This is a genomic window from Histidinibacterium lentulum (assembly GCF_003789055.1).
In the GTDB taxonomy this organism is placed as follows: Bacteria; Pseudomonadota; Alphaproteobacteria; order Rhodobacterales; family Rhodobacteraceae; genus Oceanicola; species Oceanicola lentulus.
This window is the reverse complement of sequence record NZ_ML119088.1, coordinates 97,829-111,010: the sequence shown is the minus strand read 5'-3', so window position 1 is coordinate 111,010 and position 13,182 is coordinate 97,829. Positions and strand designations below refer to the sequence as shown.

Here is a 13,182-nt window from a genome sequence, read left to right as displayed (position 1 = left end):
TCAGACGCCTTCCATCTGCTGATCGCCGCCGCCGCAGGCCCGGACCTCGGCCCCGTTGGGCATCCGGAAGGAGTGCGTCCGCTCCGGCGCGCCGTCGCCCGATAGCGCCCGCTCCGCGGCGCGACCCTTCATCTGCGCCTTCACCGCCTCGCGCCGCTCCTTGGCGCGCGCCGCGCGATCGGCCGCAGCCTCCCAGTCGGCCATCTGCGCCTCGGCGATGGTGCGCGTCTCGTCGAAGTGGAAATCCACCGATCCCTTGGACTGCGGCCCCCAGTAGCCCGCCTTGCCGAGGTCGTAGAAGGTCCGCGCGAAGCCCGCCTTGGCGAAGGCCTTGAGACAGCCCAGCAGATACCGCCGCCGGAACCCCGTCCCGCGCCAGGGGTAATGGAACAGCGCCTTCTTCATGTAGAACCGGCGGTAGTTCTTCATCACGCCGTTCAGAAGCTCGCCGCGCTCCATCGCCTTCGGCTTCATGATCGGGGTGACGAAGTTGTATTTCGAGAAATCGAAGATCTCGACCTTGTCCTTCAGCTCCTGGAACAGCGGGGTGAAGGGCCAGGGCGTGTACATCGCCCAGTTGGCCAGATCGGGCTGCCAGTCCCAGGCCATGCGGTAGGTCTCTTCCAGCGTCTCCTCGGTCTCGTTGTCGAGGCCCACGATGAACTGCGCCTCCACGAGGATGTCCGCCTCGCGCAAAAGCCGGATCGCCGTCTTGTTCTCCTCGACCTTCGTCTCCTTGTTGAAGATGTCGAGCTTCATCTGCGCCGCGGCCTCGGTGCCGAGGGAGACGTGCACGAGCCCCGCCTTGCGGTAGAACTTCAAGAGCTCGCGGTCGCGGTAGATGTCGGTGACGCGGGTGTTGATGCCCCATTTCACCTTGTCCGGCAGGCCCCGGTCGATCAGCTCCTGGCAGAATTCCACGAATTTCTTGCGGTTGATGGTCGGCTCCTCGTCCGCGAGGATGAAGAAGCCGATGCCGTGCTCGGTCACCAGCTTCTCGATCTCGTCCACCACCTTCTTCGGGTCGCGCACGCGGTAGTCGCGCCAGAACTTCCATTGCGAGCAGAAGGAACAGGTGAAGGGGCAGCCGCGCGCCATGTTCGGAATGGCGACCTTGGTGTTCAGCGGGATGTAGGTGTAGCTGTCCCATTCGAGGATCGACCAGTCGGGGTCGAGCCCGTCGAGATCCTTGACCGTGGGCGCGGCCTCGGTCGCCACGATCTCCTCCCCGTCGCGGAAGGCGAGGCCCTTGATCCGGTAGCGGTCCGTGGGCCAGCGCCCGTCCTCCACGGCGAGCATCAGCTCGGTCAGGATCTCCTCGCCCTCGCCGCGCACGATGACATCGACCCAGGGCGCCTCCGAGAGGACCTGCTTGAACATGAAGGTGGCATGGACCCCGCCCAGCATCCGGAGCGCGCCGGGCACCGTCTCCTTCGCGATCTCCAGCACCCGCTCGGCCTTGTAGATCGACGGCGTGATGGCGGTGGTCCCCACCACGTCGGGCTGCAACTCGACCATCTTTGCACGCACCGCGTCGTCATCCAGATCGTGGGTCATCGCGTCGATGAAATGGATGTCGTCGAAGCCCGCGCGCCGCAGGGAGCCGGTCAGATAGGCGACCCAGGCCGGCGGCCAGGACCCGGCGATCTCGGCCCCGCCGGAGCGGTAGTTGGGGTGGACGAACAGAATCCGCATGGCGCTCTCCCGCAGGTTTCCGCCACCCTAGCCCGCGCACTGTCAGGTTTGATTGACATACATCAATCAGAAGAAGTTGACAGATGCATCGGTGCTTGGTGGCCGGGCGGCCTTCGGTTAAGCATCGGGAAAGCGTTCGCGGTGCATGACGGGCGCAGGAGGCACAGCAGGACGATCCCATGACCCACCCGCCGTGGTACACGCCGCTCATCTTCCTCTCCTTCGCGGCGTTCAGCTGGCTCTATTTCGCCGGAGACCCATCGCCCGACCTGCGCGCCACCTGGATCGCCGGGCATTTCTACAGCCTCGGCGCGCCCTCGCAGATCTACGCCGGGAACGAGGGCTATTTCACCATGCGCGCCCTCGAAAGCTGGGACGACTGGTCCGCGGCCGAGGGGCTCGAGGGCGTGAATTACCCCTTCGTCTATCCGCCGCTCTGGGCCGCGCTGGCCGGCGCCCTGACCCAGGTGATGCCCTACTGGCTCTTCAAGGGCATCGCGGCCTTTCTCAACCCGCTCCTGATGGTCGGGATGGTCTGGCTCGCCGCACGCTGCGTCGACGACCGGGAGGTGTCGGTGCAGATGATGACCTTCCTCGGCGGGCTCGTGGTGGTCTTCACCCTGCCCGGGATCGTCGCGCTCCAGCAGAACCAGCCCCATATCCTCGTCTCCTTCCTCATGGTGCTGGCGGTGGAACGGGCGCGCGCCGGGGCGATGGCGGCGGCGGGCGCGGCGCTGGGGTTCGCCGCGGCGCTGAAGCTCTTTCCGGCGCTCCTCGTCGTGGTCTGGATCGCCTCTGGGCGATGGCGTCCGGTCGGCTGGTTCGCCCTCTTCGGAGGCGGCCTCGGCGCGCTGTCGGTAGCGCTTGCGGGCTGGCCGCTGCATGAGGCCTTCCTTTCGGAGATCGACGCCATCCGCGCGAGCATCATCGTCACCGGGTTCAACTACGGCCTCGACGCCCTGATGGCCTGGAACCTGAGGCTCCAGGATCTCGTCGACATCACCCACGCCGAAGGCGGCTGGAAGATGCTCGAGAAGCCCGCGCTCTGGCAGATGCTGTCCATGGTGGCGCTGGCCACGATCCTGACCTTCGCCTTTACCGCGGCGCGCCTTGCACGCCGGGCCGGGCGGGACCCCGACATCCTGATCTGGCCCGTGCTCTTCATCGCGCTGGCCTTCGTCTCGCCGCTGGCCTGGGGCTACTACTACCTGCCCGCGCTGGCCTTCCTGCCGCATCTGCTGGACCGTTTCGGACTGCGCCGCGGCGGGGTGATGTTCGCCCTGATCGCCGCGCCTCTGACGCCCCACGCCTTCACTCTTCTCATCGCGCTGGTGCCGTCGCCCTTCGATCCTGCCGTGATGGGCTCGCTTACCGTGCTCGCCATGGCGGGCCTTTTCGCCCTCGCCATCCGGCATCGCCGCGACGCGGCAGGCGGCCCCTTGCGCGCAAGCCCGGTCTCTCTATAACCCCCTCGGATTTGGCCGGGCGCACCGGCAAGACGGGGGACGGGCGATGCCGAAGAGAACCGACATCAGGTCGATCATGATCATCGGCGCGGGGCCCATCGTGATCGGCCAGGCCTGCGAATTCGACTATTCCGGCGCGCAGGCCTGCAAGGCGCTGCGCGAAGAGGGTTACCGGGTCGTGCTGGTCAATTCGAACCCCGCCACGATCATGACGGACCCCACGCTCGCCGACGCCACCTATATCGAGCCGATCACCCCCGAGGTCGTGGCCAAGATCATCGCCCACGAACGGCCCGACGCGCTGCTGCCCACCATGGGCGGGCAGACCGGCCTCAACACCGCGCTGAAACTGGCGGACATGGGCGTGCTCGACCAGTACGGGGTGGAACTCATCGGCGCCAACCGCCAGGCCATCGAGATGGCCGAGGACCGCAAGCTCTTCCGCGAGGCGATGGACCGGATCGGCCTCGAGAACCCCCGCGCCACCATCGTGACCGCCCCGAAAAAGGCCGACGGCCACTACGACCTCGACGCGGGCGTGGCCGAGGCGCTGGAGGCGCTGGAGGAGATCGGCCTGCCCGCCATCATCCGCCCCGCCTTCACCCTCGGCGGCACGGGCGGCGGCGTGGCCTACAACCGGCAGGACTACATGCACTATTGCCGGACCGGGATGGACGCCTCCCCCGCCGGACAGATCCTGATCGACGAAAGCCTGCTGGGCTGGAAGGAGTTCGAGATGGAGGTGGTCCGCGACCGCGCGGACAACGCCATCATCGTCTGTTCCATCGAGAACGTGGACCCGATGGGCGTGCACACGGGAGATTCCATCACCGTGGCCCCCGCGCTGACGCTCACGGACAAGGAATACCAGGCGATGCGCAACGCCTCGATCGCCGTGCTGCGCGAGATCGGGGTGGAGACCGGCGGATCGAACGTGCAATGGGCCGTGGACCCGCAGACGGGCCGCATGGTGGTGATCGAGATGAACCCCCGCGTCAGCCGCTCCTCGGCGCTGGCGTCGAAGGCGACGGGCTTTCCCATCGCCAAGATCGCGGCAAAGCTCGCCGTGGGCTACACGCTGGACGAGCTCGACAACGACATCACGAAAGTGACACCGGCGTCCTTCGAACCCTCGATAGACTATGTGGTCACCAAGATCCCGCGGTTCGCTTTCGAGAAGTTCCCCGGCGCCGAGCCGCACCTGACCACCGCCATGAAATCCGTCGGAGAGGCCATGGCCATCGGCCGCAGCTTCCACGAGTCGATGCAGAAGGCGCTGGCCTCCATGGAGACCGGCCTCACGGGCTTCGACGAGATCGAGATCGAGGGCGCCCCCGACGAGGCCGCCATCGTCAAGGCTCTGGCGAAACAGACGCCCGACCGCATCCGCGTCATCGCCCAGGCCATGCGCCACGGGATCGGCGACGACACGATCCATGCGGCGACGGCCTATGACCCCTGGTTTCTCGCCCGCATCCGCGAGATCGTGGACACCGAGGCCCGCATCCGCCGCGAGGGCCTGCCGATGACCGAGGACGGCCTGCGCCGGCTGAAATCCATGGGCTTCACCGACGCCCGCCTCGCGCATCTGACCGGCCGCGACGAGGCCCAGGTGCGCCGCGCGCGCGAGAACCTCGGCGTCATGGCGCAGTTCAAGCGTATCGACACCTGCGCCGCCGAGTTCGAGGCGCAGACGCCCTACATGTATTCCACCTACGAGACCCCCGCGATGGGCGAGGCGGAATGCGAGGCCCGGCCTTCGGGGCGCAAGAAGGTGGTGATCCTCGGCGGCGGCCCGAACCGTATCGGCCAGGGGATCGAGTTCGATTATTGCTGCTGTCACGCCTGCTTCGCCCTCGGCGATCAGGGCTACGAGACCATCATGGTCAACTGCAATCCCGAGACCGTCTCCACCGACTACGACACGTCCGACCGGCTCTATTTCGAGCCGCTGACCTTCGAGCATGTCATGGAAATCCTGCGCGTCGAGCAGGACAACGGCACGCTGCACGGCGTGATCGTGCAGTTCGGCGGCCAGACCCCGCTCAAGCTCGCCAATGCGCTCGAGGCCGCGGGCATCCCGATCCTCGGCACGCCGCCCGACGCCATCGACCTCGCCGAGGACCGCGAGCGGTTCCAGGCGCTGGTGACGAAGCTGGGGCTGAAGCAGCCCCGCAACGGCATCGCGTCCTCCGAGGCCCAGGCGCTCGCCATCGCCGAGGAGATCGGCTTTCCGCTGGTGATCCGGCCCTCCTACGTCCTTGGCGGCCGCGCCATGGAGATCGTCCGCGACATGGACGGGCTCAAGCGCTACATCCGCGACGCCGTGGTCGTGTCGGGCAAGTCGCCCGTGCTGCTCGACAGCTACCTCGCCGGCGCGACCGAGGTCGACGTCGACTGCCTGTCGGACGGCACCGCCTGCCATGTGGCGGGCATCATGCAGCACATCGAGGAGGCGGGCGTGCATTCCGGCGACAGCGCCTGCTGCCTGCCGCCCCACACCCTTCCCGATGACATCGTGGCCGAGCTGACCCGCCAGACAGAGGCGCTGGCCCGCGCCCTCGGGGTCGTCGGGCTGATGAACGTGCAGTTCGCGGTCAAGGACGGCGAGGTCTACCTGATCGAGGTGAACCCCCGCGCCTCGCGCACCGTGCCGTTCGTCGCCAAGGCCACGGACAGCGCGGTTGCGGGGATCGCCGCGCGGCTGATGGCGGGCGAGCCCCTGTCGAACTTCCCGCTGCGCCCGCCCTACCCGCCCGCCGAGGACCCGATGACGGTGCTGCCGCTCGGCGCGCCCTTCACGCTGGCGGACCCGAAGACGCCCTGGTTCTCGGTCAAGGAGGCGGTGATGCCCTTCAACCGCTTTCCCGGCGTCGACACGCTTCTCGGTCCCGAGATGCGCTCCACCGGCGAGGTGATGGGCTGGGCGCGCAGCTTCGCCCGCGCGTTCCTCAAGGCGCAGATGGGCGCGGGCACCCACCTGCCCGAAAGCGGCACGGTCTTCATCTCGATCCGCGACGCCGACAAGACGGAGGCCATGCGCGAGGCCGCCGAGATCCTGACCGGCCTCGGGTTCACGATCCTGGCGACGCGCGGCACGGCGGCCTGGCTCGGAGAACAGGGCGTGGAGGCGGAGATCGTGAACAAGGCCTACGAAGGCGGCCGCACGATCCTAGACCTGCTGAAGGACGGCCAGGTGGACCTCGTCTTCAACACCACCGAGGGCGCCGCCGCGGTGGAGGACAGCCGCTCCATGCGCGCGGTCACGCTCGCGGACCGCATCCCCTACTACACCACCGCCGCCGGCGCCCACGCCGCCTCCCTCGCCATCCGCGCGCGGGAGGAAGACGAGGTCCGCGTCCGGGCGCTGCAGGGCTGATCGACCGGAGCCTGCCGGACGCGCTGGCAGGTTTCGAACATGGCGCGACCCCGGTCCCCCAGCCTGGCACATGATCCGGGCACAGGCTTGATCTTCTCGGACATCGGCCACCGATGTGCCGCCTCGGTCCAGAGCTTCCGCGCAGGGACCGGGGCGACGGCGGCGCGGTTCTGTGCTAGGCTCATTCCTGCAGGACTGGAGGACCACGCCATGCTTCGCCCCACCCTTCTCGCCGCCGCTGCCCTCGGCCTCATGGCCTGCGAGCCGATGCCGCCCGCCTCACCGCCGTCGGGACAGCCGGTCGCCTTTCCGCCCACGACGCTGCCGTTCTTCGGCACAGGTTACCGCGCCGAGGGCGACGTCTGCCGGCGCATCGGCGAGGATGCCTACACCAACCAGTTCCTCGACGACGCGGCGGATCTCGTCGGGTGTCCCGAGGACGCCGAGAACCTCGGCGTGTTCGTCACGGAGACCGGCGCGCGGGAAGTGGCCCGCCGCGACGGCTACGTCCTTTACAGCGTGCCCGTTCGCTGAGGCGTCTCAGGCCGCGATCAGCAGATCCTCGGTGATCAGGTCGCCGGGGCCGATCACGTCGAGCGCCGCTGCGCCCAGTTCCCGGTCGATCAGCGCCCGCGCGGCCTCGGCACCTCTCAGCCGGTTCGCCCCGCCCGAGAAGGCCGCTGCCTCGCCCGGCGCCGTGCCGTCCCCGAGGCCCGCGGTCCAGGGCACGACCATGACCCCCGGCACCGCCCCCGGCGCGCCGCTGTCCCGGTCGAGCGCCGCCTCGGCCGCGAGCCATTCCGCCGGAGCCGCCGCCGGGTTCGCCCCCGAGATCACGACGGGCAGGTCCGCCCCCAGCGCCCCCCGCAGGCCCGCCACCAGATCCGCCAGCGCCAAGGCGTAGTCCACCGGCGCCGCGCCCGCCACGAGATCGACGGCACCGCCCGCCCACCAGGCCGCCACCAGCCGCGCCTCGCCGGGCAGGGCCAGCGCGGCCAGCGCATCGGCCACCGCCGCGCCGAAAAGATCGCCTGCTCCCGCGCGCCCGTTCCCGGGCCGCCAGGGCGCCTCAGGAGCGGTCAGCGCCGCCCCCGCCCTGCCTGCCGGAACCAGGAGAAGACGCCGCCCCGGCCTCAGCGCGCGCCTTGCGTATAGCGCGGCGAAGGCCTCGACCGGTCCGAGACCTCGCCCCCTCTCGCGGTGGAACACGGGCGCGAGGGCCGGCCCGACGACACCGTCCCGGAAGAGATCGACCCGCGGCCCGGGACGCTCCGCCACCGGATCGGACGCCGCGCCGGAGCGCGCGCCGGTGATCCCCTCGTCCCCCATGAGCAGCAGGATGTCATGCCCCTCCGCCGCCAGCGGCAGAAGGGCGACCTCGCGCAGGACCAGCCCGTCCGCCCCGGCCTGAGCGACAAGGTCGAGCGCAACGGCGGCCTCGACCAGCGTCAGGTCCGTCCCCTGCCAGCCCGCACCGTGGCGAAAGGCGCCCGTGACGCCGCCCATCTCCGCCCCGAGCCCGCCCGCCCCCTCCTGCCGCCAGAGCACGCGGACCCGAGTTCCCGCCGCCACCGGCGCAGGCAGCGCCAGCCGCACCCGCTGGGGCGCGGCATCCCGGGCGAAAGCCACCTGTCCGGGGCCCAGCGTGGCCGCCCCCTGGATCACTTCCCAGCCAGCGAGGCTGGCGAGAGTACCCTGGGCCTCGGTGATGAGGTTTCCCCCCGGATATCCCGGCGCGGCGCCCGCCACCGCCGCCAGCGCCGCCTCGAACCCCGCCGCGGGCGGCAGCGCGGGCAGAAGGCCCGTCAGCGTCGCGGCGGGCCCGGTCCCGCAACCGATCACCGGCATCAGTAAAGCCCCGTGATGCCCGCGGCATCGGTGCCCGTGGCCCAGATCCGCCGCGCCCGGACCGCAAAGAGGATGCCCGCGGCGACGAAGACGCGGCCCTCGGTGCCGTCCACCGCGGTCAGCCGCACATGGCCCGGAACCGTCACGTTGACCGCCCGGGTGAAGACGGCGAGATCGGCAGCATCGTCGGGCGTGATCGCGAAAAGACCCGAGGGCGGTGCGTCGAGACCGGGTACCGTGCTCTTGAAGTGATCCATCTGGTATGTCCTCCGCCAAAGCCCGGCCCAGCGCCCGGCGCGGCGGACCCTAGTGCCGCCCCCTCACCGGGACGTCGCGTCGCCGCGCGCCGGGGGCTGCGAGGCGGCAACGGTGGAAGGCTGGACAAGCGGCGCGGGCGCCACCACCTTGCCCCCCAAGGGGGTCGCCATGCATCAACCGGCCATCACCGGCACCGGCGTCTTCACGCCGCCGCACCGGATCGACAACGCGAGGCTCGTGGCGGCCTACAACGCCCATGCCGAGCGCTTCAACGCCGCCCATGCCGAGGCCATCGCCGCGGGCGAGGTGGAGCCGAAGGCCCCTTCCTCGGAGACCTTCATCCTCGAGGCTTCGGGCATCGAGGCGCGCTATGTGATGGAACCCGAGGGCGTGCTCGATCCCGACCGGATGTATCCGCGCTTGCCGCCCCGGGCCGACGACGCGCCCTCGCTCATGGCGGAGATGGGCCTCGACGCGGCGCGGCGGGCGCTGGCGGAGGCGCAGGTGGAGGCCGGGGCCGTCGATCTGGTGCTCTGCGCTGCCTCGAACCACGAGCGCGCCTATCCCGCCATCGCGGTGGAGATCCAGGCGCTCCTCGGCGCGGGGGGCTTCGCCTACGACATGAACGTCGCCTGTTCCTCGGCCACCATCGGCATCCAGACCGCCGCAGACATGATCCGCGCAGGCTCGGTTCGGACCGCGCTGGTGATCTCTCCCGAGATCACCTCGGCCCATCTCGAATGGCGCGACCGGGACTGCCATTTCATCTTCGGAGACGTGGCCACCGCCGTGCTGCTCCAGCGCGCCGACGAGGCCGCGGGCGCCCACTGGCGGGTGCTGTCCTGCCGGGCAGCCACGCAGTATTCCAACAACATCCGCAACAACGAGGGCTTCCTGCGCCGGTCTCGGGACCAGATGGAGGACCGCCGGGACATGCAGTTCATGCAGAACGGCCGCAAGGTCTTCCGCGAGGTGCTGCCGCTGGTGGTCGAGCATATCGCGGCGCACCTGTCGGAGGCGCAGGTGGCGCCCGGGGACCTGTCGCGGCTCTGGCTGCACCAGGCGAACCGGACGATGAACGACTACATCGGCCGCAAGGTGCTGGGCCGGGAGCCCGCGCCGCACGAACAGCCGAACATCCTGCAGGACTATGCCAACACCTCCTCGGCGGGGTCGATCATCGCCTTTTCGCAGACCCGGGAGGGTCTGGCGCCAGGGGATCTGGGACTGATCTGTTCCTTCGGGGCGGGCTATTCCGTGGGCTCCGTGCTGGTAGAGCAGGCGGGCTGAGAGGTTTCGGCGCGCTGCGCGCGCCGATCCGGGGCGGTGCCGCCTGCGGCGGCACCGCCCCGGAAATTGAGTATTTCAGGCCAGATGAGAGGGGGACGGGCGCGCGAGGACTTGCGTCAGCGCCCCCGGGCGAGGCATTCGGCACGGCATGGCCAAGCTCTATTTCCACTACTCGACGATGAACGCCGGCAAGTCGACGGTGCTGCTGCAGGCCGCGCACAACTACGTCGAGCGCGGCATGCAGACCTACCTGATGACCGCGCGGCTCGACGATCGCGCGGGGGCAGGCCGGATCGCGAGCCGCATCGGGATCGGCCAGCCCGCCGAGACCTTCTCCCCCGGCGACGACCTTCTCGCGCGGATCGCGGCGCGGCTGGCGCAGCCCTGCGCCTGCGTCTTCGTGGACGAGGCGCAGTTCCTGACGCCCGACCAGGTCTGGCAGCTCGCGCGGGCGGTGGACGACCTCTCGGTCCCCGTCATGTGCTACGGGCTCCGGGTGGATTTCCGGGGCGAGCTCTTTCCCGGCTCGGCCACGCTGCTCGCGCTCGCGGACGAGATGCGCGAGGTGCGCACGATCTGCCATTGCGGGCGCAAGGCCACGATGGTGGTCCGCCTCGGCCCCGACGGGCAGGCGCTGCGCGAGGGCGCGCAGGTGCAGATCGGCGGCAACGAGACCTATGTCTCGCTCTGCCGGCGGCACTGGCGCGACGCGATGGGCTGCTAGCGCGCCCAGCCCCCCGCCGCACGGATCGAGGTGGAGGAGGCATCCGACATCGCCACGTTGACGAAGCACCATGCCGGCGCCTCCGCCCCGCCCAGAGCCCGGGAGGACGCGGCCGGCAGGCGGTGGGCCGCATAGGCCCGCGCCGCCTTCGACATCCGCGCCGAAATGCGCTGTCCGGGACGGGCGAGGACGCCCACGGGCACGGTCTCCATGATCCCGCGCCAGTCCTGCCAGCGGTGGAACTGCGCCAGGTTGTCCGCGCCCATCAGCCAGGTGAACCGCACGCCGGGATAAAGCCGCGACAGACGGGACAGGGTCTCGGCGGTGTAGCGCGTGCCGAGACGGGCCTCGATCCCGGTGACGGTGATCCGCGGATGATCCACCAGCGCCCGCGCCGCGGCGAGACGCTTCCCAAGCGGGGCGGGACCCTCCCGCTTCAGGGGGTTGCCCGGGGAGACCAGCCACCAGACATGGCTCAGCCCGAAGCGGGTCAGCGCCGCCTTCGAGATATGCACATGGCCCGCATGGGGCGGATCGAAGGACCCGCCCAGAAGCCCGATCCGCTGGCCGGGCACCGCCTTCGGAATGTCGCTGCGTCTCATGGGCCGCTCCTGCCCCCGGTCCGCGCCGTCCCCATCTCTCAGGCCGTGTAGCGCATGAAGGCGAACCGCCCGCCCCCGGGCTCCCAGCAGGGCACGTTCAGGGTGCCCTGCCCGCCGTGAAGCCGCGTCAGCACCCGCGCTGCGCCGCCCTCTGACGGCATCAGCATCAGCGCCACGTCGCGCCCCCCGGGATGGCCCACGGTGCCCGGCGGATAGGCGAGAAACACCACGTTCCGCCCGTCGGGCGAGGGATGAGGGAACCAGTCCACCGTCGGCCCCCCGGTCATCCGCTCGAGCTCCGTTCCGTCGGGCCGCACCCGCCAGAGGTCGACGCGGGCCTCCCGCTCTCCGTTGAACCAGATCCACTGCCCGTCCGCGCCGTAATCCGGCCCGTCGGCATGGTCGAACGCGCCCGTGAGCAGACGTTCGTCGCCACCCTCCGCCGCACAGGTATAGAGCTGCACCACCCGCCGGTCGCCGCGCGCGCCCGCATAGGCCATCCGCGCCCCGTCCGGGGACCAGCCGTGCCACCAGGACGGCGTGGCCTCGGTGACCCGCTCGGGCGTGCCGCCCTCCACGGGCAGGCGGTAGATGCACGACGAGCCGGGCTCGGTATGGTCCGAGATGGCGAGCCAGCGGCCGCAGGGCGAGATCCCGTGGTCGTTGTTCAGCCGAACGGCAAAGCCCGTGTCGATCCGCTCCAGCGCCGGGGCCTCGAGCGGCACCCGGTAGATCGCGCCGCCACCATTCACCACCAGATAGCCGTCCGGGTGCCAGTTCGGCGCCTCGATCAGCCCCTCGTGCCGGAGCACGACCTCGACCTCCCCGCCGAGATCGCAGAGGCAGAGCTCGCTGATCACCCGTCGAGCTCGGCCGATTGCGCCCAGAGGTTGATCTGCTCCTCGTCGGCATAGCGGTCGATCTCGGCCAGCTCCTCGGCGGTGAAGTCGAGATTGCCCACCGCGCCGGCGCAGTCCACGACCTGCTCGGGCCGCGAGGCGCCGATCAGGGCCGTGGTGATCCCGCCATCCCGGAGCACCCAGGCAATGGCCATCTGCGCCAGAGTCTGGCCCCGGCTCTCGGCGATCTCGTTCAGCTTGCGGATGTTGCCCAGCGCCTTCTCGGACAGCATCCGCTGGTCGAGCGACTTGCCCTGCGCGGCGCGGCTGTCGCCGGGGATGCCGCCCAGGTATTTCCTCGTCAGCATCCCCTGCGCCAGCGGCGTGAAGGCGATGGAGCCCACGCCGAGCTCGGCCAGCGTCTCCTTCAGCCCGTCGCGCTCCACCCAGCGGTTGAGCATGTTGTAGGCGGGCTGGTGAATGAGACAGGGCGTGCCGAGGTCCTTCAGGATCGCCACCGCCGCGCGGGTGCGCTCGGAATTGTAGCTCGAGATGCCGGCATAGAGCGCGCGACCCGAGCGGACGATGTGATCGAGCGCGCCCATGGTCTCCTCGAGCGGCGTGTCGGGATCGAAGCGGTGGGAGTAGAAGATGTCCACGTAATCGAGGCCCATCCGCTTCAGCGACTGGTCGCAGGAGGCGATCAGATACTTGCGGCTGCCCCATTCGCCGTAGGGGCCGGGCCACATGTCGTAACCGGCCTTGGACGAAATGATCAGCTCGTCCCTCAGCCCGGCGAAATCCGTCCGCAGGATCTCGCCGAAGGCCTCCTCGGCCGATCCCGGGGGCGGGCCGTAGTTGTTGGCGAGGTCGAAATGCGTGATCCCGAGGTCGAAGGCGGTGCGGCAGATGTCGCGCTTCACCTGGTGGGGAAAATCGTGTCCGAAATTGTGCCACAGTCCGAGGCTGACCGCCGGAAGCTTGACCCCCGAGGCGCCGCAGCGGCGGTAGACCATGCGCTCGTAGCGGTCTTCTGCGGGAACGTAGGTCATGGGGTCTCCTCCGGACTAACTGTCTGCCC

General features: G+C 69.8%; 11 protein-coding genes. 5 read left to right on the top strand and 6 right to left on the bottom strand.

The genetic code is table 11. The features are described from left to right. The gene (bchE, locus tag EAT49_RS15410; RefSeq protein WP_123643190.1) at positions 1-1,695 is read right to left on the bottom strand and encodes a magnesium-protoporphyrin IX monomethyl ester anaerobic oxidative cyclase; all 1,695 of its coding nucleotides are present in this window, start codon (positions 1,693-1,695) and stop codon (positions 1-3) included. Between the two features lie 179 nt (positions 1,696-1,874). Here bchE and EAT49_RS15405 point away from each other — a divergent pair, with 179 nt between their 5' ends. The 3 genes from EAT49_RS15405 (at position 1,875) to EAT49_RS15395 (ending at position 7,074) form a co-directional block, all read left to right on the top strand. Next, on the top strand, positions 1,875-3,161 hold the full coding sequence (locus EAT49_RS15405) for a glycosyltransferase family 87 protein (RefSeq protein ID WP_123643189.1): 1,287 nt from the start codon (positions 1,875-1,877) through the stop codon (positions 3,159-3,161). Positions 3,162-3,207: 46 nt separating this feature from the next. Beyond that, positions 3,208-6,540 carry a carbamoyl-phosphate synthase large subunit gene (gene carB / locus EAT49_RS15400; RefSeq protein ID WP_123643188.1) on the top strand — a complete coding sequence of 1,111 codons (3,333 nt, stop codon included), beginning with the start codon at positions 3,208-3,210 and terminating at the stop codon, positions 6,538-6,540. A gap of 210 nt (positions 6,541-6,750) precedes the next feature. Next, positions 6,751-7,074: a hypothetical protein gene (locus tag EAT49_RS15395; RefSeq protein WP_123643187.1), complete on the top strand. Its 324-nt coding sequence runs from the start codon at positions 6,751-6,753 to the stop codon at positions 7,072-7,074. Between the two features lie 6 nt (positions 7,075-7,080). Here the strand turns inward: EAT49_RS15395 and EAT49_RS21270 are convergent, their stop codons facing one another. Together EAT49_RS21270 and EAT49_RS15385 are read right to left on the bottom strand one after the other, a co-directional pair. Continuing rightward, positions 7,081-8,388, bottom strand: a complete 1,308-nt coding sequence (locus EAT49_RS21270; protein ID WP_123643186.1) for a hypothetical protein — start codon at positions 8,386-8,388, stop codon at positions 7,081-7,083. Further along, positions 8,388-8,645 carry a spike base protein, RCAP_Rcc01079 family gene (locus EAT49_RS15385; protein ID WP_123643185.1) on the bottom strand — a complete coding sequence of 86 codons (258 nt, stop codon included), beginning with the start codon at positions 8,643-8,645 and terminating at the stop codon, positions 8,388-8,390. The genes EAT49_RS21270 and EAT49_RS15385 overlap by 1 nt, the downstream gene beginning before the upstream one ends. A gap of 169 nt (positions 8,646-8,814) precedes the next feature. Here EAT49_RS15385 and EAT49_RS15380 point away from each other — a divergent pair, with 169 nt between their 5' ends. Then, on the top strand, positions 8,815-9,936 hold the full coding sequence (locus EAT49_RS15380) for a beta-ketoacyl-ACP synthase III (RefSeq protein ID WP_123643184.1): 1,122 nt from the start codon (positions 8,815-8,817) through the stop codon (positions 9,934-9,936). 148 nt (positions 9,937-10,084) lie between these two features. Beyond that, positions 10,085-10,660: a thymidine kinase gene (locus EAT49_RS15375; RefSeq protein ID WP_123643183.1), complete on the top strand. Its 576-nt coding sequence runs from the start codon at positions 10,085-10,087 to the stop codon at positions 10,658-10,660. Here EAT49_RS15375 and EAT49_RS15370 read toward each other — a convergent pair. From EAT49_RS15370 to mgrA, 3 genes are read right to left on the bottom strand one after another with little or no spacing between them, the layout of a single operon-like run. After that, positions 10,657-11,262, bottom strand: a complete 606-nt coding sequence (locus tag EAT49_RS15370; protein WP_123643182.1) for a nicotinate-nucleotide adenylyltransferase — start codon at positions 11,260-11,262, stop codon at positions 10,657-10,659. The two genes, EAT49_RS15375 and EAT49_RS15370, sit on opposite strands and share 4 nt — an antisense overlap. A 38-nt stretch (positions 11,263-11,300) precedes the next feature. Then, a complete protein-coding gene (locus EAT49_RS15365) occupies positions 11,301-12,122 on the bottom strand; it encodes a TolB family protein (protein WP_123643181.1) in 822 nt (273 codons plus the stop codon). Continuing rightward, positions 12,119-13,153 carry an L-glyceraldehyde 3-phosphate reductase gene (gene mgrA, locus EAT49_RS15360; protein ID WP_123643180.1) on the bottom strand — a complete coding sequence of 345 codons (1,035 nt, stop codon included), beginning with the start codon at positions 13,151-13,153 and terminating at the stop codon, positions 12,119-12,121. Before mgrA ends, EAT49_RS15365 begins: the two co-directional genes overlap by 4 nt. Positions 13,154-13,182 lie beyond the last annotated feature (29 nt).

What these genes read in the sequence shown, in the direction of transcription:
- mgrA (WP_123643180.1), bottom strand. Translation starts at nt 13,153, where the DNA reads ATGACCTACGTTCCCGCAGAAGACCGCTACGAGCGCATGGTCTACCGC.
- bchE (WP_123643190.1), bottom strand. Translation starts at nt 1,695, where the DNA reads ATGCGGATTCTGTTCGTCCACCCCAACTACCGCTCCGGCGGGGCCGAG.
- EAT49_RS15395 (WP_123643187.1), top strand. Translation starts at nt 6,751, where the DNA reads ATGCTTCGCCCCACCCTTCTCGCCGCCGCTGCCCTCGGCCTCATGGCC.
- carB (WP_123643188.1), top strand. Translation starts at nt 3,208, where the DNA reads ATGCCGAAGAGAACCGACATCAGGTCGATCATGATCATCGGCGCGGGG.
- EAT49_RS15380 (WP_123643184.1), top strand. Translation starts at nt 8,815, where the DNA reads ATGCATCAACCGGCCATCACCGGCACCGGCGTCTTCACGCCGCCGCAC.
- EAT49_RS21270 (WP_123643186.1), bottom strand. Translation starts at nt 8,388, where the DNA reads ATGCCGGTGATCGGTTGCGGGACCGGGCCCGCCGCGACGCTGACGGGC.
- EAT49_RS15385 (WP_123643185.1), bottom strand. Translation starts at nt 8,645, where the DNA reads ATGGATCACTTCAAGAGCACGGTACCCGGTCTCGACGCACCGCCCTCG.
- EAT49_RS15375 (WP_123643183.1), top strand. Translation starts at nt 10,085, where the DNA reads ATGGCCAAGCTCTATTTCCACTACTCGACGATGAACGCCGGCAAGTCG.
- EAT49_RS15405 (WP_123643189.1), top strand. Translation starts at nt 1,875, where the DNA reads ATGACCCACCCGCCGTGGTACACGCCGCTCATCTTCCTCTCCTTCGCG.
- EAT49_RS15370 (WP_123643182.1), bottom strand. Translation starts at nt 11,262, where the DNA reads ATGAGACGCAGCGACATTCCGAAGGCGGTGCCCGGCCAGCGGATCGGG.